The 26,099-nt window shown below is 72.3% G+C and carries 23 protein-coding genes and 1 pseudogene; 12 read left to right on the top strand and 12 right to left on the bottom strand.

Features of this window, described 5'->3' with window-relative positions:
* Positions 1 to 62: 62 nt before the first annotated feature.
* From K7G59_RS14160 to K7G59_RS14140, 5 genes are all read right to left on the bottom strand, one after another.
* Entirely contained in the window at positions 63 to 977 is a 915-nt protein-coding gene (locus K7G59_RS14160; protein WP_225834054.1) for a hypothetical protein, read from the bottom strand.
* 82 nt (positions 978 to 1,059) lie between these two features.
* Entirely contained in the window at positions 1,060 to 1,827 is a 768-nt protein-coding gene (locus K7G59_RS14155; protein ID WP_225834053.1) for a calcium-binding protein, read from the bottom strand.
* Positions 1,828 to 1,951: 124 nt separating this feature from the next.
* The gene (locus K7G59_RS14150) at positions 1,952 to 5,083 is read right to left on the bottom strand and encodes a sacsin N-terminal ATP-binding-like domain-containing protein (RefSeq protein WP_225834052.1); all 3,132 of its coding nucleotides are present in this window, start codon (positions 5,081 to 5,083) and stop codon (positions 1,952 to 1,954) included.
* Between the two features lie 90 nt (positions 5,084 to 5,173).
* Positions 5,174 to 5,380 carry a DUF397 domain-containing protein gene (locus K7G59_RS14145; RefSeq protein WP_225834051.1) on the bottom strand — a complete coding sequence of 69 codons (207 nt, stop codon included), beginning with the start codon at positions 5,378 to 5,380 and terminating at the stop codon, positions 5,174 to 5,176.
* Positions 5,377 to 6,243, bottom strand: coding sequence for a helix-turn-helix transcriptional regulator (locus K7G59_RS14140; protein WP_225834050.1), 867 nt, complete (start codon positions 6,241 to 6,243; stop codon positions 5,377 to 5,379). The genes K7G59_RS14145 and K7G59_RS14140 overlap by 4 nt, the downstream gene beginning before the upstream one ends.
* A gap of 153 nt (positions 6,244 to 6,396) precedes the next feature.
* Between K7G59_RS14140 and K7G59_RS14135 the strand changes: the two genes are divergently transcribed.
* The gene (locus tag K7G59_RS14135; RefSeq protein WP_225834049.1) at positions 6,397 to 6,807 is read left to right on the top strand and encodes an ATP-binding protein; all 411 of its coding nucleotides are present in this window, start codon (positions 6,397 to 6,399) and stop codon (positions 6,805 to 6,807) included.
* Positions 6,808 to 7,064: 257 nt separating this feature from the next.
* Positions 7,065 to 7,916, top strand: coding sequence for a helix-turn-helix domain-containing protein (locus tag K7G59_RS14130; RefSeq protein ID WP_225834048.1), 852 nt, complete (start codon positions 7,065 to 7,067; stop codon positions 7,914 to 7,916).
* Between the two features lie 223 nt (positions 7,917 to 8,139).
* On the opposite strand, the gene K7G59_RS14125 is transcribed toward K7G59_RS14130, so the two are convergent.
* Positions 8,140 to 9,066 (bottom strand): DUF3027 domain-containing protein, encoded by a 927-nt coding sequence (locus K7G59_RS14125; protein WP_225834047.1) that lies wholly within the window; start codon positions 9,064 to 9,066, stop codon positions 8,140 to 8,142.
* 453 nt (positions 9,067 to 9,519) lie between these two features.
* On the opposite strand from K7G59_RS14125, the gene K7G59_RS14120 reads away from it, so the two are divergent.
* From K7G59_RS14120 to K7G59_RS14105, 4 genes are all read left to right on the top strand, one after another.
* Positions 9,520 to 10,863 carry an MFS transporter gene (locus K7G59_RS14120; RefSeq protein WP_225834249.1) on the top strand — a complete coding sequence of 448 codons (1,344 nt, stop codon included), beginning with the start codon at positions 9,520 to 9,522 and terminating at the stop codon, positions 10,861 to 10,863.
* 62 nt (positions 10,864 to 10,925) lie between these two features.
* A complete protein-coding gene (locus K7G59_RS14115) occupies positions 10,926 to 11,405 on the top strand; it encodes a DUF2771 domain-containing protein (RefSeq protein WP_225834046.1) in 480 nt (159 codons plus the stop codon).
* A gap of 83 nt (positions 11,406 to 11,488) precedes the next feature.
* Positions 11,489 to 12,187 carry a futalosine hydrolase gene (locus K7G59_RS14110; RefSeq protein WP_374114226.1) on the top strand — a complete coding sequence of 233 codons (699 nt, stop codon included), beginning with the start codon at positions 11,489 to 11,491 and terminating at the stop codon, positions 12,185 to 12,187.
* Complete coding sequence (locus tag K7G59_RS14105) at positions 12,165 to 13,031, top strand: 1,4-dihydroxy-6-naphthoate synthase (RefSeq protein WP_225834044.1); 867 nt, start codon at positions 12,165 to 12,167, stop codon at positions 13,029 to 13,031. Before K7G59_RS14110 ends, K7G59_RS14105 begins: the two co-directional genes overlap by 23 nt.
* 5 nt (positions 13,032 to 13,036) lie before the next feature.
* On the opposite strand, the gene K7G59_RS35035 is transcribed toward K7G59_RS14105, so the two are convergent.
* Positions 13,037 to 13,420, bottom strand: a complete 384-nt coding sequence (locus K7G59_RS35035; RefSeq protein WP_308295031.1) for a cold-shock protein — start codon at positions 13,418 to 13,420, stop codon at positions 13,037 to 13,039.
* A gap of 165 nt (positions 13,421 to 13,585) precedes the next feature.
* Here K7G59_RS35035 and K7G59_RS14095 point away from each other — a divergent pair, with 165 nt between their 5' ends.
* A complete protein-coding gene (locus K7G59_RS14095; protein ID WP_225834041.1) occupies positions 13,586 to 13,840 on the top strand; it encodes a hypothetical protein in 255 nt (84 codons plus the stop codon).
* Here K7G59_RS14095 and K7G59_RS14090 read toward each other — a convergent pair.
* Together K7G59_RS14090 and K7G59_RS14085 are read right to left on the bottom strand one after the other, a co-directional pair.
* Positions 13,813 to 14,460, bottom strand: coding sequence for an HAD family hydrolase (locus K7G59_RS14090; protein WP_225834039.1), 648 nt, complete (start codon positions 14,458 to 14,460; stop codon positions 13,813 to 13,815). The genes K7G59_RS14095 and K7G59_RS14090 overlap by 28 nt on opposite strands.
* A 200-nt stretch (positions 14,461 to 14,660) precedes the next feature.
* On the bottom strand, positions 14,661 to 15,755 hold the full coding sequence (locus K7G59_RS14085; protein WP_225834037.1) for a hypothetical protein: 1,095 nt from the start codon (positions 15,753 to 15,755) through the stop codon (positions 14,661 to 14,663).
* A gap of 98 nt (positions 15,756 to 15,853) precedes the next feature.
* On the opposite strand from K7G59_RS14085, the gene K7G59_RS14080 reads away from it, so the two are divergent.
* Positions 15,854 to 18,436 carry a helicase-associated domain-containing protein gene (locus K7G59_RS14080; protein WP_225834035.1) on the top strand — a complete coding sequence of 861 codons (2,583 nt, stop codon included), beginning with the start codon at positions 15,854 to 15,856 and terminating at the stop codon, positions 18,434 to 18,436.
* Positions 18,437 to 18,647: 211 nt separating this feature from the next.
* Positions 18,648 to 20,297 (top strand): DNA repair helicase XPB, encoded by a 1,650-nt coding sequence (locus tag K7G59_RS14075; RefSeq protein ID WP_225834034.1) that lies wholly within the window; start codon positions 18,648 to 18,650, stop codon positions 20,295 to 20,297.
* 3 nt (positions 20,298 to 20,300) lie between these two features.
* Here K7G59_RS14075 and K7G59_RS14070 read toward each other — a convergent pair whose 3' ends face one another.
* Complete coding sequence (locus K7G59_RS14070) at positions 20,301 to 20,483, bottom strand: hypothetical protein (RefSeq protein ID WP_225834033.1); 183 nt, start codon at positions 20,481 to 20,483, stop codon at positions 20,301 to 20,303.
* A 381-nt stretch (positions 20,484 to 20,864) separates the two neighbouring features.
* Here K7G59_RS14070 and K7G59_RS14065 point away from each other — a divergent pair, with 381 nt between their 5' ends.
* On the top strand, positions 20,865 to 22,832 hold the full coding sequence (locus K7G59_RS14065; protein WP_225834245.1) for a UvrD-helicase domain-containing protein: 1,968 nt from the start codon (positions 20,865 to 20,867) through the stop codon (positions 22,830 to 22,832).
* Positions 22,833 to 22,894: 62 nt separating this feature from the next.
* Positions 22,895 to 23,827, top strand: a complete 933-nt coding sequence (locus K7G59_RS14060; RefSeq protein ID WP_225834032.1) for a hypothetical protein — start codon at positions 22,895 to 22,897, stop codon at positions 23,825 to 23,827.
* Here the strand turns inward: K7G59_RS14060 and K7G59_RS14055 are convergent.
* Together K7G59_RS14055 and K7G59_RS14050 are read right to left on the bottom strand one after the other, a co-directional pair.
* The gene (locus K7G59_RS14055; protein ID WP_225834031.1) at positions 23,824 to 24,525 is read right to left on the bottom strand and encodes a copper homeostasis protein CutC; all 702 of its coding nucleotides are present in this window, start codon (positions 24,523 to 24,525) and stop codon (positions 23,824 to 23,826) included. The two genes, K7G59_RS14060 and K7G59_RS14055, sit on opposite strands and share 4 nt — an antisense overlap.
* A gap of 112 nt (positions 24,526 to 24,637) precedes the next feature.
* Positions 24,638 to 25,347: pseudogene (locus tag K7G59_RS14050) on the bottom strand (maleylpyruvate isomerase family mycothiol-dependent enzyme).
* A gap of 61 nt (positions 25,348 to 25,408) precedes the next feature.
* On the opposite strand from K7G59_RS14050, the gene K7G59_RS14045 reads away from it, so the two are divergent.
* The gene (locus K7G59_RS14045; RefSeq protein WP_225834030.1) at positions 25,409 to 26,059 is read left to right on the top strand and encodes a hypothetical protein; all 651 of its coding nucleotides are present in this window, start codon (positions 25,409 to 25,411) and stop codon (positions 26,057 to 26,059) included.
* Positions 26,060 to 26,099 lie beyond the last annotated feature (40 nt).

Raw genomic sequence — 26,099 nt, 5'->3', positions numbered from 1 at the left:
AGGAAAGATTCCGGCCCTGGGGGAGGAAAGCCCCACCAGGGCCGGAACGGGACGCCGGACGCTTACTGCACGTCGACGAAGTCGGCGGCGGACTTGACCGCCGGGGTGGTCGTGGTGCCCGCGAAGTAGTAGCGGTAGTAACCGTCGTAGGTCGCGGTGGTCGTCGTCTTCAGGTTGCCGTACGAGTCCGACTTGATCGTCTTCAGGGTGGAGTACGCGGTGCCACCCTTCTTGAAGTACTGGAGCTGCACGTACTGGTTGGTGTAACCGGCGTACTTGTGCGTGTCCCAGTTGGCACGGGTCAGCTTGCCCGTGACCGTGATGGTCTTGCCCTTGGCCACCGGCTCCGGGGAGGCGTTGGCCGTCAGCTTGGAGTAGCGCTGGAGCTTGAAGGTGTTGGTGGGGTCCTGGACGACGACGCCGACGTTGTCCAGGTTCGGGTTCGTCGGGTCCTCGCCGTTGAAGGCGACGGCGAAGGCGGCGGCCTTCCAGGTGCCGGCGTCCTCGTTCATCAGCTCGTACGGGTCGATCTCGACGGTGGCCGTGCAGGAGGCGTCCGTGGCGGTCGCGGCGACGCAGGTCGCGTCGTTGCTGTCGAAGAAGTAGATCGAGTCCTCGAACGAGTTGCCGCGGTACAGCTCGACGCCCGCGAAGAAGTCGTCGGCCTGGATGTCGATGTCCGCGGCGTGCGTCAGCGTGAAGGAGACGGGCACCTTGACCACGTTGGTGGTGCCGACGGCGATGTTCTTGCCGTGGTTCACCTTCACGGCGAGGAAGCTGGCGTCCAGCGTGTAGGGCGTGCCCGTGGTGGACGCGGTGAAGGCCGTCTTGCCCCCGGCGGCCTGGGCGGCGTGGGCGGCCTGGCTCGCGGAGGTCTGCGCGGGCACCCGCGGCTCGGCGGCCAGGGCGGCCGGAGCGGCGAGGGCGGACAGGACGACGGCGCCGGAGACGGCGGCCACGGCGGTGCGGATACGCATGTGTGTTCCCCTGTGCGGAAAAGGGTGGTCAGAAAAGAACGTGGGGGGTTGGTGACGCGGCGAAGAAGGCGGCCGGTGCGGCTTACTGCACGTCGACGAAGTCAGAGATGGACCTCGCCGCCGCGGTCGTCGTGGTGCCCGCGAAGGAGAAGCGGTAGTAGCCGTCGTACGTCGCCGTGGTCGTCGCCTTCACGTAGCCCGTGGACGACGAGGTGACGGTCTTCAGCGTCGTCCAGGTGCTGGCGCCCTTCTTCAGGTACTGCAGCTTCACGTACTGCGAGCCGTAGGCGCCGTACTTCAGGGTCTCCCAGTTGGCCCGGGTGAGGGACCCGGTGACGGTGATCGTCTTGCCCTTCGCCACCGGCTCCGGCGAGGCGTTGGACGTCACCTTGGAGGAGCGCTGGAAGAGGAAGGAACCGGCCTTGTCCTTCCAGGAGTAGTTCCCGTCGTTGGCGTCGGCCCAGACGCCGACGTACCAGGTACCGGCGGTGTTGTTCATGAGGTAGTCGACCTTCGGGTCGACCGTCACCGACGCCTTGCAGGTGGAGGTGGTGGCGCTGACGGCCGTGCAGGTGGGCTGGCTCGTCATCAGGAAGCCGCCGTTGGGCCCGGTGAGCACGAATTCGTCCATGCTCTTGATGCCCGAGTCGTCCGACGCCGTCACGCTGACGCTGATGGTCTTGTCGTAGTAGGTGCCGACCTCGACCTTGTTGAAGCTGCCCACGACCACCTTGGTGATCGCGGTGTCGCCGTCACCGCCGTCGGCCATGGCGGCCGGGGCGGCGAGGGCGGACAGAGCCAGAGCGCCGGAGGCGACGGTGACCGCGGCGACAGAGGCACGAATACGCATGTGTTTCCCCCACGTTCAACTGTGAGGAGTCTGGCGACTCCACCACATGTGACCCGGGGAGTAGGTGGAAGGTTGTACTACGAGTAAGAAATTCGTGTGGGAGTTGTCGAGGCGGATTCGGATGTCAGTCGAACCACCGGTCCCGGGCCAGTTCCTCGGTCCGCGAGGGGTCTTCCAGCAGGGCCGCCACCTCGAACCGGCGCGGCCACTGTCCCGCCGCCCAGGCGAGGCCCGCGGCGACGCCCTCCAGGGTGGCCGCGTGCAGCACGCCGTCGTCGGTGAGCCGCCAGTCGATCTCCACGCCGTCCACGACGAGTTCGTCGTGCTCGACATAGGTGCCGGGCGTGCGCGGCCCGAGCAGCACCCGCACCGACTCGGGTACGTCGTGCTCGGTTCCCGCGGAGTGCACCTCGCCGGTGACGGACTCGCTCAGCCGCCGCACCTGGAACAGCTCGGCCAGCTCGGCGGCGCGCGCCGGCCGGACGGGCAGCAGCGGAACACCGGAGGTGAACGGCAGCAGGTCGGGCGAGTCGACCACCACGGCGTCGGCCGCGTCCACGACCTCCACCCGCCCGTCGACCACGGCCCGCAGGTCGTCCGGCAGGGTCACCTGCTCGGGGTCGAGATCCCCCAACGCACCGTAAAGGCCGTGCAGTTGGGCGGAGGACACCACCCGCTCCGGGTCGGCCAGCCGCTCCAGCAGCTCGGCGGCCCCGCCCGGCTCGTCCAGCAGGGCGGCCACGGAGGTCCGCACCCCCAGCGCCCGCAGCACCTGCTCGTCCTCGAATCCGGTGGCGTCGGCCTCGTCGTACAGGCCGCGCAGCAGCGGATCGCCCCCGGCGGCGAGCAGCCCGGCCGGCCGCCGCCCGTCGAGCACGGGGTGCCCCCGCAGCCACCAGGCGGTGTACGGCCGTACGAGCTCGTGCGTGCCGTCGGGCAGCAGGATCCGCACGGGCTGGGTGAGGGCGTCGCGCAACGGCGGCTGGGCCAGTAGCGCGAGCGCCTGCGGCCAGTGGTCGTCGTCGACGAGGTCGAGATCGCGGACGGCGACCAGCTCGGTGGCCACGGGCGGCACCGGGCTGTCCGGGAACCGGTCGAGGATGTCCTCGCACCACACGTCGACGGCGTCGAGCAGTCCCGCGTCGTCGGGCTCGGCGAAATCACCCTCCCGGGGCTCGAGTTCATCGGGGTCGAGGACGACGTCGGTGGCGCGGACGAGCGCGAAGTTCGCGAGGACACCGCACGCGGTCAGCGGCTGCTCCCCCCACTTCTCGGCCAGTTCGGCATCGACGGCGGCGAGTTCGTCCTCGCGGATCACCCGCGCGAACGCACTGCCGGGGAAGACCAGTTCACCGGCGGGCGCAGGCTCCCCGTCCTCGTCGGGCAGCGCGAGGGCGCCCAGCCAGGGCTCGTCGCCGGGCTCCAGACCCGCGTCCCGGACGAGTGCGAGCACGGTGTCGGCCAGCTCCTCGGCGTCGAGGGCGTCCTCCTCCCATCCGATCCCGCCCTCGTCCTCCAGCGAGGCGGCGACGGCGGCCCGCACCTGCGGGGTGGTCAGCACCGCACGCGGCGAGGCGGGCAGCGCGCCCAGCTTCTCCAGCAGAGGATGGGCGGCATCCTGGTGGGCGACCTTCAGCCCGAGGCGCGCCAGCACGTCGGCATCGATGGCCGTCGAGTCCGGCACGGGCAGCAGCACCTGCCGGGGACCGATGGTGGTACGGCCGTCGGCCAGCGGCACCGGCAACCCGGACAGCCGGTCCGGATCCACCCCGGCGAGGCTGTCGTAGAGCCGCCACCACCAGTCCGGATCCTTCTCCAGCCCGGCCAGCCGGTCGATGGCGTCGGCGAGCGACAGCCGGGCGACCCCGAGCGCGCGCAGCTCCACGCGCCGCTCCAGCCCGGCGGGCAGCAGGGTGGGCAGCACTTCGGCGAGCACCCGCACGGTCCCGGCGCCCGCCCCCTCCACGACCTCGGCGTCCCGTGGCCGGAGCACCTCGGGCAGATCGGTGTCGTGCGCCTTGGGCTCGAGGGCCGGCGGCAGGAAGGCGGTACGCGGCAGCCGCTCGAGGACCGCCTGCCGCAACGCCCCGTCCAGCTCGCCCTTGCCCAGCGGGCCGGGCACGAGATCGATGGTCCCCTCCGTCACCGGCCGCCACTCGGCCAGCAGCTCGGCGTAGGCGTCCGCCGCCCGCTGCACGAGGAAGTCGGTGAGGGGGCCCGGGGCCGCGTGCCGCCGGGTGGTGTCCAGCGGGAAGGAGGCGATGAGCAGCGCGGGGACGCCGAGGGGCTCGTCGCTCGGCGTGGGCGCGTGGACGACGGGGCTGGTACGGGGCGGTACGGGCGCGCCGTAGGCGTCCACGGGCACCGCCCAGGTCACCGACCAGTGCGGGCGCAGCCGCTCCTCGACCGGCCGGTCGGCGAGCAGTTCGGGGGTGAGCGGGCCGTGCGCGGAGGAGGTACGCCAGTGCGTCATCCCGTCGCGGGAGTCCTCCACGATCGTGAAGGGCCCGTCGGTACGGCGGCTGAGCCTGCGCGGGTCCTCGTCGTCGATCTCCACGACGACCTCCGTCAGCCCCGGCAGGGCGAGGAGCAGGGCGTCGTCGACGGCACGCAGGAGCCGTTCCGCGAGATCGGCGGCGGCCGAGTCCCGCAACGGCAGGATGACCGCGGTGTCGTACGGGTCCGGGGCGGTGCCCTCGGCGGCGAAGGGCAGACGGAGAAGGGGGACGTGCCCGTCCCGCCGCCGGATCTCGTCGCCGAGTCCCGGACTGTGCCGGGCGACGTCGGCGGCCAGCTCCCGCGCCTCGGCCAGCGACCACCGCACACCACCGTGCCGCCCGACGACAGCGGGCTCGTCGGTGACGGCGAGCACGGCGGCGAACCCGACACCGAACCGGCCGACGGCAGCGTGCCCGGTCTCGGGACCGCGCTTGGCGGAGGCCCGCAGCGTGGCCAGCGACTCGACACCGGCCGCGTCCAGCGGGGCGCCGGTGTTGGCGGCGACGAGCACGCCGTCACGGAGAGTGAGACGCAGCCGTCCCGGCGTCTTCGCCCGGGCGGCGGCGTCGGCGGCGTTCTGCGCCAGCTCGACGACGAGCCGGTCCCGGTACCCGCCGAGGACGAGATCCTCCTCGGCGTTGGCGTCCTCCCGGAACCGGGCGGGACTGGTGGCCCAGGCGTCGAGGACACCGCGCCGCAGCCGGGCGGTGCCGAAGGGGTCGGCGCCCTCGGCCGCCGGCCGCACGTACTTGCTCACGTTCATTCTCCTCGTCGACGTGAGCACGAAGGTACCGCCCCGACGCGCGGGGCATGCGCCGGCACAGGGCGCGGGTCCTTGCCCCGCCGGTCAGCGCGAGGCGTGGGCGACGAACTCCGTCCAGGCGGATGGGGTGACGGCGAGACGGGGGCCGTCGGTGTGCTTGGAGTCGCGGATGTGGATGGTGGTGGGGGTGGGGGCGACTTCTACGCAGGAGTCGCCGTCGGGGCCGCTGCTGTAGCTGCTCTTGAACCACGCCAGTTCGGAGGCGGCACTGGCAGCGGGTGTGCGGATCATGTCTCTCCCAGCAGTTGCTCGATAAGTGCCAGCGACTCCCCAGGGGGAAGAGCCTGAGCCCGGATAGTGCCATAGCGCAGTTCGAGGATGCGCAGGTGCTTCAGGTCCTCGACCGGGCGACCGTTGAACGCGCCGTCGGAACGACCGACACCCGTGCCGTCCTTGAACTTCAGCAACTCGATCCTGCCGCTCATTCCGGGGTGCGGCGCGCTGTCCATCGGCATCAACTGAAGCGTGACGTTGCTCAGTCGTCCCAGCTCCAGCAGACGTTCGAACTGCTGCCGCCGCACCATTCTGCCTCCAACCTTGCGGCGCAGGGCGGCCTCTTCCAGGACGAAACCCAGAGCGGGTGCCGGCGATCGCTCGAAGAGGGAACGCCGGGACATACGGGCGGCCACACGTCGCTCCAGGTCCTGCGGTGTATAGGCAGGCTGCCAGCACTCCAGTAGGGCTCGCGCGTACTCGGGCGTCTGCAGCAGGCCGGCGATGTTGCTGGTCTCGTACACGCCGATCTCCACCGCCTTGGACTCCAGCTCCGCCAGCGCCCGCACCTTCTTCGGGTAGCGAACCCTGTCCACGTCCTCCTTCATCGCGACGATCAGCCCACCCGCCCTCAGCACCCTGTCCGCCTTGTCCAGGTACTCCGGCCGAGGGATCCGCTTCCCGCCCTCCACCTTGTAGACCATGTCCTCGCTGTACCCGACGGCCTTGGCGAAGTCGGCCGCGCGCATGCCCACCGCTTCCCGCCGGAGCCTCAACTGCCGTCCCACCGTGGCGAGTACGGCCAGCCCCCACTCGTCGTCCGGGTCGACATCCCAGCCCGGCTCGTCCGTCTCGTTCACGACCTCAACGTCCGTGGCCACCGCGCACCCCTCCGTCGTACGACCATCCGCGGCGCCCCTACCCACACGGACCCTCCCGACAGTCCGGACATCACCGGACAACGCGCGGACAGTCACCCTACGTATCGGCGCCATCACTGTTTACGGTACGCACGGTCCGCCACGCTGCGTGATGTGAACCAGGAAACCCTCACCGCCATCCCCCACCTCAGCCTCCAACTGTCCCCCACACCACGGGGCGCCCGCCTGGCCCGGCTGCTCGCGACGGAGCAACTGCGCAGCTGGGGCCTTCCGCTGGACCCGGCGGCGCAGATCGTGGCCGAACTGGCGGCGAACGCCGTCACGCACGGCAAGGTCGCGGGCCGGGACTTCCGGCTCATGATGTACGCCGTCGGGGAGACGTTGCGGATCGAGGTGACGGACACGCGCGGCGACCGCCGACCGCAGCCGCAACCCGCCGCTGCCGACGCCGAGTCGGGGCGTGGCCTCGTCCTGATCGAGGCGCTGTCGACCCGCTGGGGAGTGACGGACGGCCCCACCCCGCGCAAGACGGTCTGGGCCGAAGTCGCGCTCTGCGCGCCGTGACCCGGGAATCCATGCTGCGGTGCCATGGGCTGTCCCAACCAAGGAAAGAACGGGGGAAAAGGACCCCACCAAACCCACCCCTCCCGCCCACGGCGCAAACTCACTCACGAGGGTGAACATCGCCAACCGGGCTGGCGTGGCGCCCGGTTGCGGCCTCTACGCTCAGCGCGACAGAGCCGCACAAAGACGACGGCCCCCGGCCGGGACTAGCGATCCCGATCGAGGGCCTGACCACCTAGGAAGCCAAAACCTTCCCGATGGATAACCAGAACCCTAGCGCGTCCTCCCCCGCCCAGTCCCGGGTTGCCGCCAACAACCACCCGAACCGGCGGTCAGCCACCGGCGGACTGATCCACGAGAACACCCGTCACACCACCCGCTTCACGGTGATCGGCAACGACCTGGCCCAGCACCGGACGCTGTCGGGGCTCGCGATCGGCATCGGGGTGCACATCCAGTCGCTTCCGGCCGGGGCCCGCGTCGACATCAAGACGCTGGCCGGCCGCTTCCCCGAGGGAGCGGTCCGGGTCGCCCGCGCACTGCGGGAGCTGGAGGCCGAGGGCTATCTGCGGCGCGAGCGGGAACGCCTGCCCGACGGCCGTATCGTCACCCGCACGATCTCCTGCAACCAGCCCGGACGCCGCAGGGACGAGTGCCACGCGCCCAAGCCGCCCGCGCCCCGCAAAAAGCAGGCACCCCGCAAGGCGCTGCCCGCCGTACCCCGCCCGGCCTGCACGTCCCCCGAGCTGCTCCGGCTCGCGATCGACCTCCTCGCGGCCCTGCGCCAGGACGATCCGCGCCTGCTGCTGTCGGAGTCCGACACGGCCCATCTGGCCCCGGGCGTCGCCGCGTGGCTGGAACGGGACGTGAGTCCCACCGCCGTGCGCCGGGCCCTGACCGCGAACCTGCCACCGGAACCCCTGTGCCGTCCGGCGGCGGTCCTGGCCCATCGCCTGACCGTGCAACTGCCTCCTCCACCGCCGTTCCGGGCCCCGGCGCCAGAACCAACGGTCCGGGACCCCCTCCAGAACTGCGAAGGCTGCGACAGAGCCTTCCGCTCCGCCACCCCAGGACATTGCCGTGACTGCCGCCCCGCCAGTGCCGCCTGAGCACGCCCCTCGTCCCGGGCCGACCCCGGACGCCCTGCGCGCAGCCCTCGCCGTCGTCGCACCGGGCCGCCTGGACGAGATGCAGGGGAGCCGGAAGCGGGCTACCGGCCCGATCCCCGGGAGCCGCCCAGCATGAGAGCGACGATCCTTGCCCCCGGGCACACACGAGGAGCGAACGCCATTCTCGACGGACGGGCTGCCGCTCTACGGCACCTGACCGCCGTTACGAGTGACCCAGGTCCGCCGTCTCCTCGTCGCCCGTCTCCGGGACCGAGCCCGAGTCGCGGGCCGGGCGGAGCGGGAACGGGTCGACCCTGGTCTCGTCGATGACCGGCGCGGGCGGCCGGGGCGGCTTCGGCATGACCGCCGCCTCCGAGTGGGCCCCACAGCCGTACGCCAGGGAGACCACGCGGCCGTCGGCCGGGGAGAACTCGTTCGCGCACACGCCGAAGGCCTGGCCGAGCGAGCCGCCGACCGGGGTGAGGAAGCCGCACGACATGCAGGTGGCCGGGGCCGCCTGGGCCATCGCCGTCTTCGGGCCGTACGCCTCCTCCCAGCGGTCGGCCGCCACGTGCAGGCCGTACCGGGACAGGACGCGGGCGCGGCGCATGCCCAGTTCCTCGGCGACCGCCGCGATGGAACCCCGGGAGGGGGCCGTGGGCTGGATGGCGGGGGCGCCCGGGGTCACGTCCGCGTCCTCGGCGTCCGCCAGCTCCGCCATCTCCTCGGACACGAGCGAGTTCGGCGGCGGCTGCTCCTCCCCGGTGTAGCCGGGCTCCAGGCGCAGGTCCTCCTGGTCGGTGGGGAGCAGATCGCCGGGGCCCAGGTCGCCGGGGCGCAGGCGCTCGCTCCAGGGCACCCACTCGGGGGCGAGGAGCGCGTCGGGGCCGGGGAGGAGGACCACCTCGTCCAGAGTGACGATCTTGGCGCGGGAGGCGCGCGCCACCGTCGCCGCCCAGCGCCAGCCGCGGTACCCCGGCTCCTTGCACTCGAAGAAGTGCGTGACGACGCGGTCGCCCTCCGACACCAGGCCGGTGTGCTCGCCGACCACACCGGGCGCGGCGAGTTCCTCGGCTGCGGCGCGGGCGAGGTCGACCGCCTCGGCGCACAGGCGGTCGGGGGTGCGGCTTCGCGTTGTCGCTGCGCTCACAGGTATCGCTTCTCTCCTACGCCGTCTCAATGAGTGCGGCTGCCTCCGGCGGTGAAGCGGACGGAGCGGACCTGGGGACCGCATCGACGTCTGCATCCGATCGCGCTCGGGCGCACCTCTGCCATCCATTCTGCGTTATGGCTGAGATATGCACGCTACACCGACAAGATTCCTTGGCGCTTCACGGCGGTGCTTCCTGTACCCAGGCCCGTCCCGGTCGGCTTGAAGGCACCGTCACAAACGGGTTCACTCGGCCGAAACCCATCAGTTGGACACTGTCCGAAGGGCAGGAGCCCGGGGAGAGAACAGGACAGTGCAGGACCGGACAGGACAGAACGGAAGGGGGACGTCGGCGGCGTGCGCGCGGTGACGGCACTATTCGGACGGTTCTCGGGGCACTATGGCGTCGTGGCAGCCGCGGACGGCGGGAATGGTCGAGGTGGCGGTGCGGGCCTGAGCGGGGCCGCCCGCGCGGTCGGACGTGCCCTGCACTTTCCGGTCACCGGTGCGGCGCGCGGGCTGCGGAAGGCGACCCACGCGCACGGCGCCGGTGAGTCGGGGCTCGGCAAACTGATCGAGCTGCACGCGGTGAACGGCGCCGGCGATGTCATGATCACTGTCGCGCTCGCCTCCACCGTCTTCTTCTCCGTGCCCACCGACCAGGCGCGCGGGCGCGTCGCGCTGTATCTCGCCATCACCATGGCCCCCTTCACCGTTCTCGCGCCCGTGATCGGCCCGCTGCTGGACCGGCTCCCGCACGGCCGGCGTGCCGCCATGGCGGGTGCCATGCTGGCCCGCGCCCTGCTCGCGCTGATCATCTCGGGGGCGGTGGCCAGCGGCAGCCTGGAGCTGTATCCCGCCGCGCTGGGCGTGCTCGTGGCGTCGAAGGCGTACGGGGTGGTCAGAAGCGCCGTCGTACCGCGGCTGCTGCCGCCGCAGTTCTCGCTGGTGAAGGCCAATTCCCGGGTCACCCTCGCCGGGTTGCTGGCCACCGGCGTCGCCGCGCCGGCCGCGGCGGGGCTGCACGCCGTCGGCGACCCGTGGCCGCTCTACGGCGCCTTCGTGATCTTCCTGGCGGGGACCTTCCTGTCCTTCTCGCTGCCGCCCAAGGTGGACTCCGCCAAGGGCGAGGACGTGGCCCTGCTCGCCGCGGACGAACAGCATCTGCACGGGCCGCACCGCACAGACGCGCCGCGGCCGGGGCTGCGGACCGTCGGCCCGGCCGTCACGCACGCGCTCGGCGCCAACGCCGCCCTGCGCTGCCTGTCCGGCTTCCTGATCTTCTTCCTCGCGTTCCTGCTGCGCGAGCACCCGCTGGCGGGGCAGAGCGCGGCGGTGTCCCTGGGGATAGTCGGCGTCTCCGCCGGTATGGGCAACGCCCTGGGGACGGCCATGGGGGCGTGGCTGAGGTCACGGGCACCGGAGATCATCATCGTCACCGTCGTCGGCATGGCGCTCGGGACGACCGTCGTGGCCGCCGCCCTCTTCGGGGCCTTCCTGGTGGCCTTGCTGGCCGCCGCCGCCGGGTTCGCGCAGGCGCTGGCCAAGCTGTCCCTGGACGCCCTGATCCAGCGGGACGTGCCGGAAGCGGTGCGCACCTCGGCGTTCGCGCGCTCGGAGACGCTGCTGCAGATGGCGTGGGTGTTCGGCGGCGCGGTCGGCATCGTCATGCCGCTCAACGGCGCCCTCGGACTGGCCGTGGCCGCCGTGCTGGTGGCCTGCGGCTGGCTGACCACCCTGCGCGGGCTGCTCGCCTCCGCCCGGCGCGGCGGCCGGCCCCGGGCGCGAGTGGCGTAACGAACCGGGCACGCCGCACCCCACGTGGGCGGACGGCTCCGGGGGCCCGATAACCTTCGGCCATGACCACGCTGCACTCCGCCTCGCGACGCCGCCGCGCCGTCGCCGCCGCCGGCGCCGTTTCCGCCGGACTGCTCGTCCTGTCGGCCTGTGACAAGCCGACGCCCATCTCGACCATCACCGTCGGCCACAGCTGGGTCCACTCCGAAGCCGCCTGCTACAACGACGGCGACGCGCTGGACACGAAGTCCCTCATGAAGTGCGCCACGAACGACAAGGACGCCAAGTCGATCAAGGTCGACCAGGACGAGACGGTCCGCTTCGGTGTCGACCCGAAGATCGCCGACGCCGGCTGGGTCATCCTGGTGAACGGCCGCCAGTTCACCGACGTCAGCAAGAAGACCTACCGCACCATCCCGGGCAGCGCGTTCTTCAACGCCCAGTACGGCACCCAGGGCGAGACGAACACCGTCTCGATCCAGGAGGGCGAGGTCGGCAAGGGCGTCAAGGGCTTCTGGACGTTCAAGCTGAAGAAGGCCTGATCAGTCTGATCCGGCAGAGCAGCCCGAGCACGGCGCCCGTACGCATCCTCGTCGCCACCGCGGTCCCCGCCGAACGGGACGCGGTGGCACGGGCGTTTCCCGGCACGGCCGACGAAGTGCGGCTGCCCGGCGCGGTGCTGTGGCGTACGGCCCGCACAGGGGCCGGTACCTCCGGGGGCGGCTGGGATCTGCTGGCCGCCGGAGTCGGCCCCGCGCTCGCCGCCGCCTCCACCGCCGCGGCGCTGACCGCCGCCGCCCTCGACGGCGCCCCTTACGGCCTCGTCGTGTCGGCCGGTATCGGCGGCGGCTTCCAGCCAGGTGCGCCCGTCGGATCGCTCGTCGTCGCCGATGCCATCACCGTGGCCGACCTGGGCGCCGAGACCGCCGACGGATTCCTCCCGGTCACCGAACTCGGCTTCGGGGCCGTCACGCACCGGCCACCAAAATCACTCGTACGAGTGATGTCCGAAGCCACCGGTGCCCGCCCCGGCACCATCCTCACCGTCTCCACCGTGACCGGCACCGCCGCCCGCGCCGCCGAACTGCGCGCCCGCCACCCCGACGCTCTCGCCGAGGGCATGGAGGGGTTCGGGGCCGCCGAGGCCGCCGCCGCGCACGGGGTACCCGCGCTGGAGATCCGCGCGGTGTCCAACCCGGTCGGCCCGCGCGACCGTGCCGCCTGGCGCATCGGCGACGCCCTGGCAGCGCTCACCGACGCCTTCGCCAACCTCGCACCCGCATTGGAGAGTTGGAACCCGTATGACCACCAGCACGAGCAGTGAGCGGCCCCTGCGGATCGCCTACTCGCCCTGCCCCAACGACACGTTCGTCTTCGACGCCCTCGCCCACGGCCGCGTCCCCGGCGGGCCCGCGCTGGACGTGACGTTCGCCGACATCGACATCACCAACGGCATGGCCGAACGCGGCGAGTTCGACGTCCTGAAGGTGTCGTACGCCGTCCTGCCGTACGTCCTCGACGAGTACGCGCTGCTGCCCTGCGGCGGCGCGCTGGGCCGGGGCTGCGGCCCGCTGGTGCTCACCCGGGAGCCGGACGCCGACCTCACGGGCCGCACGGTCGCCGTGCCCAGCGAGAAGTCCACCGCCTACCTGCTGTTCCGCCTGTGGGCCGCGGACACGCTGAAGGACGGCGGGGTCGGCGAGATCGTCGTCATGCCGTTCCACGAGATCATGCCGGCCGTGCGGGACGGCAAGGTGGACGCCGGACTCGTCATCCACGAGGCACGGTTCACGTACCAGAACTACGGTCTGCACAAGCTCGCCGACATGGGCGAGCACTGGGAGCGGACCACCGGGCTGCCGATCCCCCTGGGCGCGATCATCGCCAAGCGCTCACTGGGCACCGAGACGCTGCACGGGCTCGCGGAGTCCATCACCGCGTCCGTCCGGGCCGCCTGGGACGACCCCGAGGTCTCCCGGCCGTACGTCATGGCGCACGCCCAGGAGATGGATCCGGCCGTTGCCGACCAGCACATCGGCCTGTACGTCAACGAGTTCACCGCCGCCCTCGGCGAGGACGGCTACGCCGCGGTCCGCGGCCTTCTCACCCGCGCGGCGGCCGAGGGGCTGCTGCCGCCCCTCGGCCCGGACGCGCTCGAATTCACCTAGCCGGCTCAGACGTCCAACTGGTCGGCGACCGCCCGCAGCAGGCCGGCGATCTTCTTGCCGGACGCCTTGTCCGGATAGCGGCCCTTCTCCAGCATCGGCGTGATGTTCTCGAGAAGGGTCGTCAGGTCCTGCACGATCGAGGCCAGTTCATCCGGCTTGCGACGCTGGGCCGCCGCGACCGACGGCGTCGGATCGAGCACGGTCACCGAAAGCGCCTGGTCACCGCGCTGCCCGGCGACGACCCCGAACTCCACGCGTTGTCCCGGCTTGAGTGAATCGACTCCGGCGGGGAGAACCGAGGAATGGACGAAGACGTCACCGCCGTCGTCGCGGGAGAGAAAGCCGAAGCCCTTCTCGCTGTTGAACCACTTGACCTTGCCGGTAGGCACGTCTGTCCTCGTCCTCGTACTCGTTGGGGAAACTGCTTCGGAAACGGCTCTTGATAGCACTAGAGCGGGTCCACGATGACCCGCCGCTACCAAGGCTAATGGTCTTCGTGCCGGTGACAAGACGTCCCCCGGCTGTTCCTACGCGCTGGGAACTACCCTGGTCCCGTGCCTGACAAAACCCAAACGAATTCCGCGGCGCCCGGAGACCGGCTGATCCAGGCCGGTGCCATCGTCTTCTTCATCGGGGTCGTGTCCACCCTGGTCACCGTGGCCCCGCTGTTCCTCGGGGCGAAGCCCTTTCCGTCGTACATGTACTGGCTGTGCATGCTCATGGGCGTCGGTTTCCTGCTGGCGGCGGCAGGTGTCCTGCGGTCCGTGGCCGACGGGCGCCGTCAGGCCCGCGAAGCCGCCTCGCGGTAGCCGTCGAGCCAGTCCGGGAAGACGCAGAGGTCGTCGAGCACGACATCCGCACCGGCGGCCCGCAGCTCGTCCGGCGGACACGGACCGGTGGCCACGCAGACCGACAGCGCACCCGCCGTACGGGCTCCGCGCACGTCCCCGACGTGGTCGCCCACGTACACCGCCGCGCTGTGCTCGCGCAGCGCCGCGGCCTTCTGCTCGGCCCACAGGCCGCCCACGACCACGTCGGGCACGATGCCGAGGTGGGCCAGGTGCAGCTTGGCGTTCGGCTCGTACTTCGCCGTGACCACCATCGTGCGCCCGCCGGCCGCCCGCACCGCCTCGATCGCCTCCCGGGCCCCGGCCATGGCGGGCGTCGCGGCTATGGCGATCGCCGGGTACATCGCCCGGTACAGATCGGCCATCTCCTCGACCTGCTCCGCCGGGAACCAGTTGACCAGCTCCTCCACCAGCGGCGGCCCGAGCCGCGTCACCGCCAGATCGGCATCGATGTACGTCCCCGTCCGCTCCGCCAGGGCCACGTAACAGGCACGGATCCCCGGCCGGGAGTCGATCAGGGTCATGTCGAGGTCGAAACCGACGGTCAGCGGGGGCGGGGGCACAGAGGGCATGCGGGCCATTGTGCCGGGTGGGGGTGACGGCACTAGGGCGTGTGTCGAAAGCAGCGTCGTCCGCCCGAAGGGCGGGGCCCGCGGCGTCCGGTGCGGTGCATCGCAAGGCGGAGGGTCGTCCGCGTACTGGGCGTACGCGGACGACCCCGACAACGCGGCGAGGTGCCGTGCCAGGCGTCGCGAGCCAGACGGGACTTTCGAAACACGCCCTAGCGGCGGCGCTGGGAGCGCCACAGCAGGAACAGAGCCGACGCCACGGCCGCGCCCCGGACCATCCACGGCCAGGTGCCGGCCAGGGCGTCACCCATGTGCCCCTGGGCTATGGGTGCGCCCCAGCGGCCGGTGTTCCGACCCCACAGCCAGACCAGCCCGGCCGTGACCGACAGACCGGGCAGGATCACGACCGCCCACTTCGTCTCGGCGGGCGTCAGGCGCCGGGAGCCCCAGGCGATCAGCCAGCCCAGCCCCAGCGCGAACCACTTGCCGAGCACGGCACCCGCGAGCAGCGCCGCGGCGGCCAGCAGCAGCAGGGGATTGGTCCAGCCGGCGGCCGGGCGGGGCAGGAGGCGGCCCGGGGAGAGACGGCGGGGGGAGGAGGCCGCGGGGTCGGGCTGTGCCGCCGGCACCGGGTCCGGGGACTTCTCCATGCCGTCCGCCGGGCGCTCCTCCGCCGCCTTCGTCTCCTTCTGGGGGCGCCTGAGCAGTTCCGGGATCTCCACCCCGCCCACGAACCCCGGCACGGCGTCACCGGCCGTCCCGAACCCGAGCGGGCTGCCGGACTCCACCCGCCACCAGTCGGGCTGCGTCACGCTGTCCCCGAGTTCGTGCGCGGCGGCGAGGTGCGGCGGGGACGGCGCGTCGGGGCGCACGGCCGGCGGATCCGGCTCGGCGGGGCGCGGGCGGGGTACGACCCTGCGCAGGCCCTTGAGGAGGTCCGGCCGCTCCGGCTTCGGCTTCCGCTCCCGCTCTGCGGGAGCGGGCTGTGCCGGTACGGCCGTCGACGGCGCCCGAGACGCACCTGTGGGGCGCGTGATGCCCGTGGGGCCCGGGGTGCCCATGGCACTGGGCGGGCCAGGGGTGCCTCCCGCCGCCGCGACCACCTCGTCCGGCGTGCCCAGGCGGTCCAGGATGCGGCGGACCGCGGCGGGACTGTCCACCGTCACCTTGGCCCGGTGCCGGTCGATCTCGTTGCGCAGCTCCGACACGAGCCGCATCCGTGTGGCCGACGGCAGCTGGCGCTGCTGGGCGATGTCCCCGACACGGCTCAGATACTCGTAGACGACCTGGTCGCTCTCGATCCCCACGGAACCCCTCCGGGGTGCTGCCGACGAAACCCCGGTGAGGACGGTACCGCTTCCCGGCTCACTCGGCTGGAACGCGCTCACCCGCTACCGTTGGCCGGATGAGCAACGAGGAGAAGTCGGCGGCAGCCCCTCGGTCCCTCGCGGAAGCGCTCCGCGCCCGGGACGACGCCTCCCTGGCCGCGCTGCTGCGCAGCCGACCGGACCTCATCACGCCCGTTCCGACCGACCTCACCCAGCTGGCCACCCGCGCCGGTACCCGGGCCTCGGTGCTGCGCGCCCTGGAGCGGCTCGACCGGTTCGCGCTGCAGACGGCGGAGGCGCTGGCCGTGGCCCCGGACCCGGCGTCGTACGAGACGCTGCTCGGGCTGCTGGCCGGTGACGCCGGGGACGCGGCCGTGGCCGCCGCGCTGCCCCGTACGCTCGCGACGCTGCGCGAGCAGGCCCTGGTGTGGGGCGACGACGAGCGGCTGCGGCTGGTGCGGACCGCCCGGGAGCTGCTCGCGCCGTCCCCGCAGCACCCCTCCCCGACCGGCCTCGGGCCGACCGTGCAGGAGGCGACCTCGGGCATGTCACCGGGACGGATGCAGGAGATCGTCACCACGGCCGGGCTGCCCTCGACGTACGACTCGGTCTCCGCCGTGGCCGCGCTCACCGCCCTGTTCACGGACCGCGAGCGGCTGAACGCGCTGCTCGAGAAGGCTCCGGAAGCCTCCCGCGAGGTGCTGTCCCGACTGGTGTGGGGGCCGCCGTACGGGCAGGTCACCCCGGAACCGGCCGCTCATCTGCGCTGGCTGCTCGACCGCGGCCTGCTGCTGCCGACCGCGCCCGGCACGGTCGTCCTGCCCCGCGAGGTCGCCCTGCACCTGCGCCGGGGCCGCGCCCACCGGGAGCCCGAGCCGGTACCGCCCGCCGTCGCGCCGTCCGCGGCGCACGCCCCGCGGATGGTGGACGCCACCGCGGCCGCACAGGCCTACACCGCCCTGTCGACCGTCGAGGAGCTGCTGAAGGACTGGCATGAGGGCGGCCCCGCCGTGCTGCGGGCCGGGGGCCTGAGCGTGCGCGACCTGAAGCGGACCGCCGTCGCCCTCGACGTACCCGAGCCGGTCGCCGCGTTCTGGGTCGAGCTGGCCTACGCGGCCGGCCTGCTCGCCTCCGACGGCGAGGCCGACGAGCGGTATGCAGCCACCCCCGCCTACGACGAGTGGCTGGAGCAGCCCGCCGCCGAGCGCTGGGCGAAGCTGGCCGAGGCGTGGCTGGCGGCCACCCGGACACCGGGGCTGGTCGGCGGGCGGGACGCGAAGGAGCGTACGTTGTCCGCGCTCGGGCCGGGCCTCGACCGTTCCGCCGCGCCCGAGGTACGGCACCGGGTGCTGGCCCTGCTCGCCGGGCTCCCGGAGGGCACGGCGCCCGCCGCCGAGTCCGTGCTGGCCCGGCTGCGCTGGGAACGGCCCCTGCGCGGGCCGCAGGGCGAGGACGACCTGCGCTCCCGGCTCGCCCGCTGGACCCTGTCGGAGGCGGAGCTGCTGGGCGTGACCGGGCGCGGCGCTCTGTCCGCGCACGGACGGGCGCTGCTGGCCGCACCGGCTCCGGCAACGGCCGACGAGTCCGCGAAGCCGTCCGAGCCGGCAGGGTCCGGGGAACCGTCGGGGCCCGGCGACAAGCTGCCCGTCCGGCACCACCATCAGCCCGAACCGCTCGCGCCCCTCGCCCCCTTCGCACCCCTCTCCCCCACCGAACAGCACGTCGCGACCGCCGCCGCTGCCCGGCTGCTCGCACCGCTGCTGCCCGAGCCGCTGGACCACGTCCTGCTCCAGGCGGACCTGACGGCGGTGGCGCCCGGCCCGCTCGAGCGTCCGCTCGCCGACATGCTCGGCGTCCTCGCGGACGTCGAGTCCAAGGGCGGGGCGACGGTGTACCGCTTCACCCCGGGCTCGGTCCGGCGCGCGCTGGACGCCGGGCGGAGCGCCGCCGACCTGCATGCCTTCCTCGCCCGGCACTCCCGCACACCGGTCCCGCAGCCGCTGGCGTATCTGATCGACGACGTGGCCCGCAAGCACGGGCATCTACGGGTCGGCGCGGCCTCGGCGTACGTGCGCTGCGACGACGACGCCCTGCTGAACGAGATCCTCGCCGACAAGCGGGCCGCCGCCCTGCGGCTGCGCCGCCTCGCCCCGACCGTGCTGGCCGCGCAGTCCGACCCGGCCACACTGCTGACGGGCCTGCGCGCCATGGGCTACGCGCCCGCTGCCGAGTCGGCCGAGGGTGACGTCCTGGTCGCCCGCGCCCACGCCCACCGCACCCCGCCGCGCACCGCTCCCGAGCCGGTGCCGGACGGGCCGCCGCCGCCCGACGCCACGCTGCTGACGGCCGCGATCCGGGCGATCAGGGCCGGTGACCTGGCCGCCACCGCCCCGCGCAAGCCCGCCGGGGACCCGGTGGCGCACGGCGAGCTGCCCCGCACCTCCGCCGCCGAGACCCTGGCCACCATGCAGGCCGCCGTCCTGACCGGAGACTCCGTATGGATCGGCTACGTCAACGCCGAGGGCGCCGCGAGCCAGCGTGTGATCGCCCCGATCCGGGTGGAGGGCGGCTTCGTGACGGCGTACGACCACACGGCCGACGAGGTACGCACGTATCCGCTGCACCGGGTGACGGGCGTGGCGGAACTGGCGGACGACTGACGTCCACCGGCCGGCGTCCACCGGCCGACGCGGTCAGCGGACGCCGAATCAGCCGACGTCGATCAGCGGACGTCGATCAGCGGACGTCCTCGGCCGTCGTCCCTCTTCTGCCGTCGGTCTTCTGTCGTCGATCAACTCATCTTGATCACCGGCCAATAGGGCACACTGGACGTTTGGCCGCGTCCTCACACCATGCGGAAGGATGACGTAGGTGAACGGTCCGCTGATCGTCCAGTCCGACAAGACCCTGCTCCTGGAAGTCGACCACGAGCGGGCCGACGCATGCCGTCGGGCCATCGCGCCCTTCGCCGAACTGGAGCGGGCACCCGAGCACATCCACACCTACCGGGTCACCCCGCTCGGGCTGTGGAACGCACGTGCGGCCGGACACGACGCCGAACAGGTCGTGGACGCGCTGGTGCAGTACAGCCGCTATCCGGTGCCGCACGCCCTGCTGGTCGACATCGCCGACACGATGGACCGGTACGGGCGCCTCACCCTCACCAAGCACCCCGCGCACGGCCTCGTCCTCACCACCACCGACCGGCCCGTGCTGGAGGAGGTGCTGAAGTCCAAGCGGATCGCTCCGCTGGTCGGGGCGCGGATCGACCAGGACACCGTGGTCGTGCACCCCTCCGAGCGCGGCCAGATCAAGCAGGTGCTGCTGAAGCTGGGCTGGCCGGCCGAGGACCTCGCCGGATACGTCGACGGCGAGGCGCACCCGATCGACCTGCGTGAGGACGGCTGGACGCTCAGGCCGTACCAGAAGCAGGCTGTGGAGAACTTCTGGCACGGCGGCAGCGGCGTCGTCGTCCTGCCCTGCGGCGCCGGCAAGACGCTGGTCGGCGCGGGATCCATGGCCCAGGCCAAGTCCACCACCCTGATCCTCGTCACCAACACCGTCTCCGCCCGGCAGTGGAAGCACGAGCTGGTGAAGCGGACCTCGCTGACCGAGGACGAGATCGGCGAGTACAGCGGTACGAGGAAGGAGATCCGCCCGGTCACCATCGCCACCTACCAGGTGCTGACCACGAAGCGGAAGGGCGTCTACCCCCACCTCGAACTCTTCGACTCCCGGGACTGGGGTCTCATCGTCTACGACGAGGTGCACCTGCTTCCCGCCCCCGTCTTCAAGTTCACCGCCGACCTCCAGGCGCGCCGCCGCCTCGGCCTGACCGCCACCCTGGTGCGCGAGGACGGCCGCGAGTCGGACGTGTTCTCGCTGATCGGTCCGAAGCGGTTCGACGCGCCCTGGAAGGAGATCGAGGCCCAGGGCTACATCGCGCCCGCCGACTGCGTCGAGGTCCGCGTCAACCTCACCGACTCCGAGCGGCTCGCCTACGCCACCGCCGAGACGGAGGAGAAGTACCGCTTCTGCGCGACGACGGACACCAAGCGGAAGGTCACGGAGGCGATCGTCCGCCGCTTCGCCGGCCAGCAGATCCTGGTGATCGGCCAGTACATCGACCAGCTCGACGAACTGGGCGAGCACCTGGACGCGCCCGTCATCAAGGGCGAGACCTCCAACGCCCAGCGCGAGAAGCTCTTCGACGCCTTCAGGGAGGGCGAGATCAGCGTCCTCGTCGTCTCGAAGGTCGCGAACTTCTCCATCGACCTGCCCGAGGCCACGGTTGCCATCCAGGTCTCCGGCACCTTCGGTTCCCGGCAGGAGGAGGCCCAGCGCCTCGGCCGCGTCCTGCGCCCCAAGGCCGACGGCCACCAGGCCCACTTCTACTCGGTCGTCGCCCGCGACACCATCGACCAGGACTTCGCCGCGCACCGCCAGCGCTTCCTGGCGGAACAGGGCTACGCCTACCGGATCGTGGACGCGGACGAGCTCCTTGCGGAGGGCACCGGCTGATCATCACCGGTGGCGTATGCCCGCTTCCTCGCCGTACTCACCGAGGACCACGACGCCGAACGCGGCCTGGGCGAACACCTTGATGGCACGCAGGGCGTTGCCCAGGAAATGACGATGGGGACCGTCCACGGCCGTGGCACCGGCAGGGGGCCGGGCATGGGCTGGAGTGATGGCTGCTGTGCTCATGTCTCCATGGTGGAACGCCGGGGGCCCGGCCGGCATCGGTCCACGGAGCCAATTCCGGAGCCTGCGCCCAGACCCACGGGTGGAGGCGGTCCCCTACGCGGATGCGCCCGTAGCAGCCTGCATCCCCTGGGTTTCCCCTAGGGGACGGAAAACCGTTCGCCTCCGCCCCGCTTCCTCACCTAAGATCTCCGCTCTTGCCCGCCTCCCTTCACCGGAGCGCCGCCGCCCGGACGGAAACCGGACGGCATCGACGTACCGACGTATCCATGGAGCACGCCCACCGGAGGCACCCCCTTGTCCACGCCCCTGCCCACGTCCAGCGACGACCCCCTCACTCGAGAGCGCTCCCACCTCGCCGCCTCCCGGGCCGCCCTGCGCGCCATGCGCGAGGACGTGGAGGCGCTGGACATCAGCGACGTCACCGCGAACTGGGTCAACGCCGCGGTACTCGCCCGCCAGATCGAGGAGCGCATCAAGGCGCTGGCCGACCTCAGCGACACCCCGCTGTTCTTCGGCCGGCTCGACTACCTGCACGCGCCGGGCGCCGCGCAGGCCGAGGGTGCCGAGGGCGAGCAGTTCTACATCGGGCGGCGGCATGTGCACGACGGCGACGGCGACCCCATGGTCATCGACTGGCGCGCCCCGGTCTCCCAGCCGTTCTACCGGGCCTCCAAGAAGGACCCGATGGACGTCGGGCTGCGCCGCCGCTTCGGTTACACCGGCGGCGAACTCACCGCCTACGAGGACGAGCGCCTGTCCGACCCGGCCGAGCCGGCCACCACCAGCAAGCTGCTCCAGCAGGAGATCGAGCGCCCGCGCGTCGGCCCGATGCGGGACATCGTCGCCACCATCCAGCCCGAGCAGGACGAGATCGTCCGCAGCGGGCTGGCCGGAACCGTGTGCGTGCAGGGCGGCCCCGGCACCGGAAAGACCGCCGTCGGCCTGCACCGCGTCGCCTATCTCCTCTACGCCCACCGGGAACGGCTCGCCCGCACCGGCACCCTGGTCATCGGCCCGAACCGCTCCTTTCTGCACTACATCGAGCAAGTGCTCCCGGCGCTGGGCGAGTTGACCGTGCAGCAGGCCACCGTGGACGACCTGGTCGCCCATGTGGAGGTGCGCGGCACGGACGAGGCGGGTGCCGCTGTCGTCAAGGGTGACGCCAGGATGGCCGAGGTGCTGCGCCGGGCCCTGTACGCGCACGTGACGCTGCCCACCGAGCCGGTCGTCGTCGTGCGCGGCTCGCGCCGCTGGCGGATCCCGGCGTACGAACTGCAGGACATCGTCCGGGAGTTGCTGGAGCGCGACATCCGCTACGGCGCCGCCCTGGAGGCCCTGCCGCAGCGCATCTCGCACGCGGTGCTGGTCCAGATGGAACGGTCCGGCGAGGCCCCGGACGACCGGGTGCAGGACGCGGTCGCCCGCAACAGCGCGGTGAAGGCCGCCGTGAAGGCGGTCTGGCCGGCCGTCGACCCGGCGAAACTGGTGCTGCGCCTGCTGTCCGACGCGGACTTCCTCGCAGAGCACGCCGAGGGGGTCCTCACCGAGGACGAGCAGAAGACGATCCTGTGGACGAAGCCGGCGCGGAGTGTGAAGTCGGCCAAGTGGTCTTCCGCGGACGCCGTGTTGATCGACGAGGCGGCCGACCTGATCCAGCGCACGCACTCGCTGGGCCACGTCGTCCTGGACGAGGCCCAGGACCTGTCCCCCATGCAGTACCGGGCCGTCGGCCGCCGCTGCACCACCGGCAGCGCGACCGTCCTGGGCGACCTGGCCCAGGGCACCACCCCGTGGGCGACGCGGAGTTGGGGCGAGGCGCTCGCCCACCTCGGCAAGCGCGAAGGGATCGTCGAGGAGCTGACGGCGGGTTTCCGTGTCCCCACGGACGTCATCACCTACGCCTCCCGCCTCCTGCCCCACATCGCCCCCGGCCTCACCCCGGTCGCCTCCGTCCGCGAGAACCCGGGCTTCTTCGAGATCCGCACGGCGACGCAGGACTCCGACGTCATCGCCGCGTGCGAGGAGTTGCTGGACAACGAGGGCTCGACCGGCCTGATCGCCGCCGACGCCCGGATCCCGGCGCTCGCCGAGGCCCTGACCGCGGCCGGGATCGGCTACCTGGCCCCCGGTGAGGAGACGACCCGCGAAACCCGCCTGACCCTCGTCCCGGCCTCGCTCGCCAAGGGTCTGGAGTACGACTACGTGGTCCTGGACGAGCCGCGGGCGGTGGTCGACGGCGAGCCGGACGAGCGAACGGGCCTGCGCCGCCTGTACGTTGCGCTGACCCGGGCGGTGTCGGGGCTGATCGTGACGCATGCGGCGCCACTGCCCCCGCAGCTGACCGAGTAGGGGTGCCGCCCGCCGAGTAGGGTGCTGTGCCGTTCTGAGATGTCCCCTTGGAAAGGCCTCCGTTGAGCACGCCGCCGCCTCAGCACCCCGCGTACCAGCAGACTCCAGGGCCGTACCAGCAGGCTCCCCAGGCTGCGGGCCCGTACCAGCAGGCTCCGCAGCCTCCGGGCCCGTACCAGCAGGCTCCGCAGCCTCCGGGCCCGTACCAGCAGCCCGCCACGCCGTATCCGCCGGCGGCCGGGCCGGGACCCGCGCCCGCCTGGCCGCAGCAGTACGGCGGCGGGATGCCGATGAGCGGACCGGCGGGCGCGCCTGCGGGCGGACCGCCCGGCGGGCCGGGAATCTGCCAGTTGTGCGGTGCGGCGCCCGCCGCGCCGGTGACGATCCGCGGTCACCAGGGGATGCTGGTGATCATGCGGTCCCTGCGGCGCCGGGGGGTGTTCTGCCGTACCTGCGCGCTGGCCTCGTTCCGTGAGATGCAGGCGGACACCATGCTGCAGGGCTGGTGGGGTCCGCTGTCGGCGTTCATCACCCCCATCGTCCTGCTGGTCAACCTCGGCGCGCTGTCCGGCATCCGGCGCATCCCCGAGCCCGTGGCGCCCGGTTGGCGACCCCCACTGGACCCGGGCAAACCGGTGTTCCGGCGGCCGGCCGGTGTGCTGGCCCTGATCCCGCTGAGCCTGATCGCCCTGGCGGTGCTCGCCATACCGGTGCTCCTGATCATCGGCCTGCTGGCCGGGCCGAGCGACGACAACGGGCTGGGTGACAGCGGGGGCCGCACCGGTCAAACGACCCTGACGGTCGGTTCGTGCGCCCGCAACGACGCCGCCTGGCCCAAGCAGCGCCTCGAGCCCGTGGAGTGCGGCTCCGCCGACGCGGAGTACCGCGTCAACGCCCCGGCGACCGGCGCGTGCCCGTCCGGGGATTTCATGGCGTACCCGGAGTACAGCGAGGACGGCGCCACGTCGCTGTGCCTGCACCCGCTGAAGGGCTAGGGGCCGGCGGGCGTGTCCAGCACCGCCCGCCACCGGGCGACGGCCTGCGCCGAGACAGGCCCCTGCCATCCGTCGGGACGCGCCGCGCCGCCGATGTGGAAGGCGGTGACGCCGTACTCCCGGAGCCCGGCCACATGATCGAGGCGGAGCCCGCCGCCGGCCAGGATCGTCTGCTCGTACCCGGGCTCCCCGCGCCGCGCCGCCTCCGCGGCCAGCGTCGGCAGACCCTCGTCCACGCCCGTGGCGGCACCCGCGGTGAGGTAGGTGTCGAGGCCCGGCAGGCAGGCGAGCTGCTTGCGCAGGGCCTCCCGGTCGGCGGCCCGGTCGATCGCCCGGTGGAAGGTCCACGGGCACCCGTCCAGCGCGTCGACGACCCGCTCCACGGCCGCCAGGTCCACCCCGCCCGCGGCATCGAGGAAACCGAGCACGAACTGGTCGCCTCCGGCGGCCCGCAGCTCACCTGCGACACCGACCAGCCGGTCCACGTCACCGGCCGCGAACCCGTCCGCCAGCCGCAGCATCACGCGCAGGTCGATGTCGACGGCGGCACGGATACCGGCGACCGTGGTGGGCGACGGGGTGAGTCCGTCGGCCGCCATGTCGGTGACCAGTTCGAGGCGGTCCGCGCCCCCCGCCTGCGCGGCGACCGCGTCCTCGGCGTCGAGTGCGATCACCTCCAGGACTGCACGCTTGCTCATGGCACCCCATTCGTCGGCACTCATCGACCTAGTGGTCTAGTCCAATCCAAGACTACGCCTGCACGGGGCACCTGTAGGGCTCACCCGAAGCCGAACACCGAAAGAGGTGAGGTCACCGGAAGATCTTCAGCTCCCCTGCCGTCGCGCCGGCCAGTTCGTACGGGGCCCCGTTCAGCGGGCGCCCCGCGTAGAGCCGTACGAGCGTGGCGGCGTCGCCGATGTACCGGGCGGGCGGGGCCGCGGCGGCCACGGCACCGAGCCGCAGCGGCTCGTCCACGTCCTCCAGATCGGCGTGCAGCGACACGTGCTCCTTCTCCCGGGTGACCCGCGCCAGCAGCGTCAGGGCGTCGGACAGACCGGCACCCGCGTAGGCCCCCGGCTCCCCGAGAGCGTCCCGCACGTCCCCGGCGTGCACCCTCCCCCACTGCCCTAAAGGCGTGGGGGGACCCCCACCCCCAGCGCGATCACGTCCAGCACCCCGCCGGCCCTGGCGATCGCGGGCCCGGCCTCGGTCATGCCGCGCTCCAGCTCGTCCAGGACCCGCGCGTTCGTCCATTCGGCGCGCTCGGCGATGTCCCGGTCGTTGGACTCGGGCGAGAAGACACCCTCCTCGAACCGTCGCTCCACCACCCGCATCAGCGCGGCGGAACAGTGCGCGAGCACGTCCCGCACGGACCACCCCGGACACGCGGCGGCGGGCAGGTCGAAGTCCGCGTCGGGACGGGCCCGCAGCAACGGAACCAGGGCGTCCCGTTCGACGCGCAGCAGCCGTCCGGGCAGTTCTGGGTCTCGCACTTCCTGGAGGTCATGTAGGTCAGCCATGGGGCCACGCTAAGCACGCCGATCACTGCGCGTCTCTCCGAACGCCGGAAAGAATGGACCCATGGCAGATCCCGACCTCGACGCCCTGCGCACCCGCTTCACCCGCACCCTGGAGGCCGCCCGCACCCCGGGCGAGGGCCCCGACCCCACCCCCTACGCCGACAACCTCCTCACCCGCTGGCAGGAACCGCAGCGCCGCTACCACACCCTGGCCCACCTGACCGCGGTCCTGGACCACATCGAAACCCTGGAGACCTATGCGGCCGACCCGGACGCCGTACGCCTGGCGGCCTGGTTCCACGACGCGGTCTACCTCCCCGACCGCTCCGAGAACGAGGAGCGCTCAGCCCGCCTCGCCGAACGCGCCCTGCCGGAGGCGGGCGTCCCGGCGCCGACAACGGCGGAGGTGGCCCGCCTGGTCCGCCTCACGGTCACCCACGCCCCGGCCGACGACGACACCAACGGCCAGGTCCTGTGCGACGCGGACCTGGCGATCCTGGCCTCACCCCCCTCGGCGTACGCGGTCTACACCGCAGAGGTCCGCAAGGAGTACCACTTCGTCCCGAACGACGCCTTCCGGGAGGGCCGCTCCGCGGTCCTCCGCCAACTCCTCGGCCTGCCGAAGCTGTTCCACACCCCATACGGCCAGGAACACTGGGAGCCCACGGCCCGCTACAACCTCACGTCGGAGCTGGACCTGCTGTCCGCTTGAGGCACGCTCACTTGTTCACCAGAAGGGAAGGAAAAGTCGA

This window comes from Streptomyces sp. NK08204 (assembly GCF_020400585.1).
Classification (GTDB): Bacteria; Actinomycetota; Actinomycetes; order Streptomycetales; family Streptomycetaceae; genus Streptomyces.
Note: the sequence above shows the minus strand (reverse complement) of the source record. Positions and strands in the feature narration are given on the sequence as shown.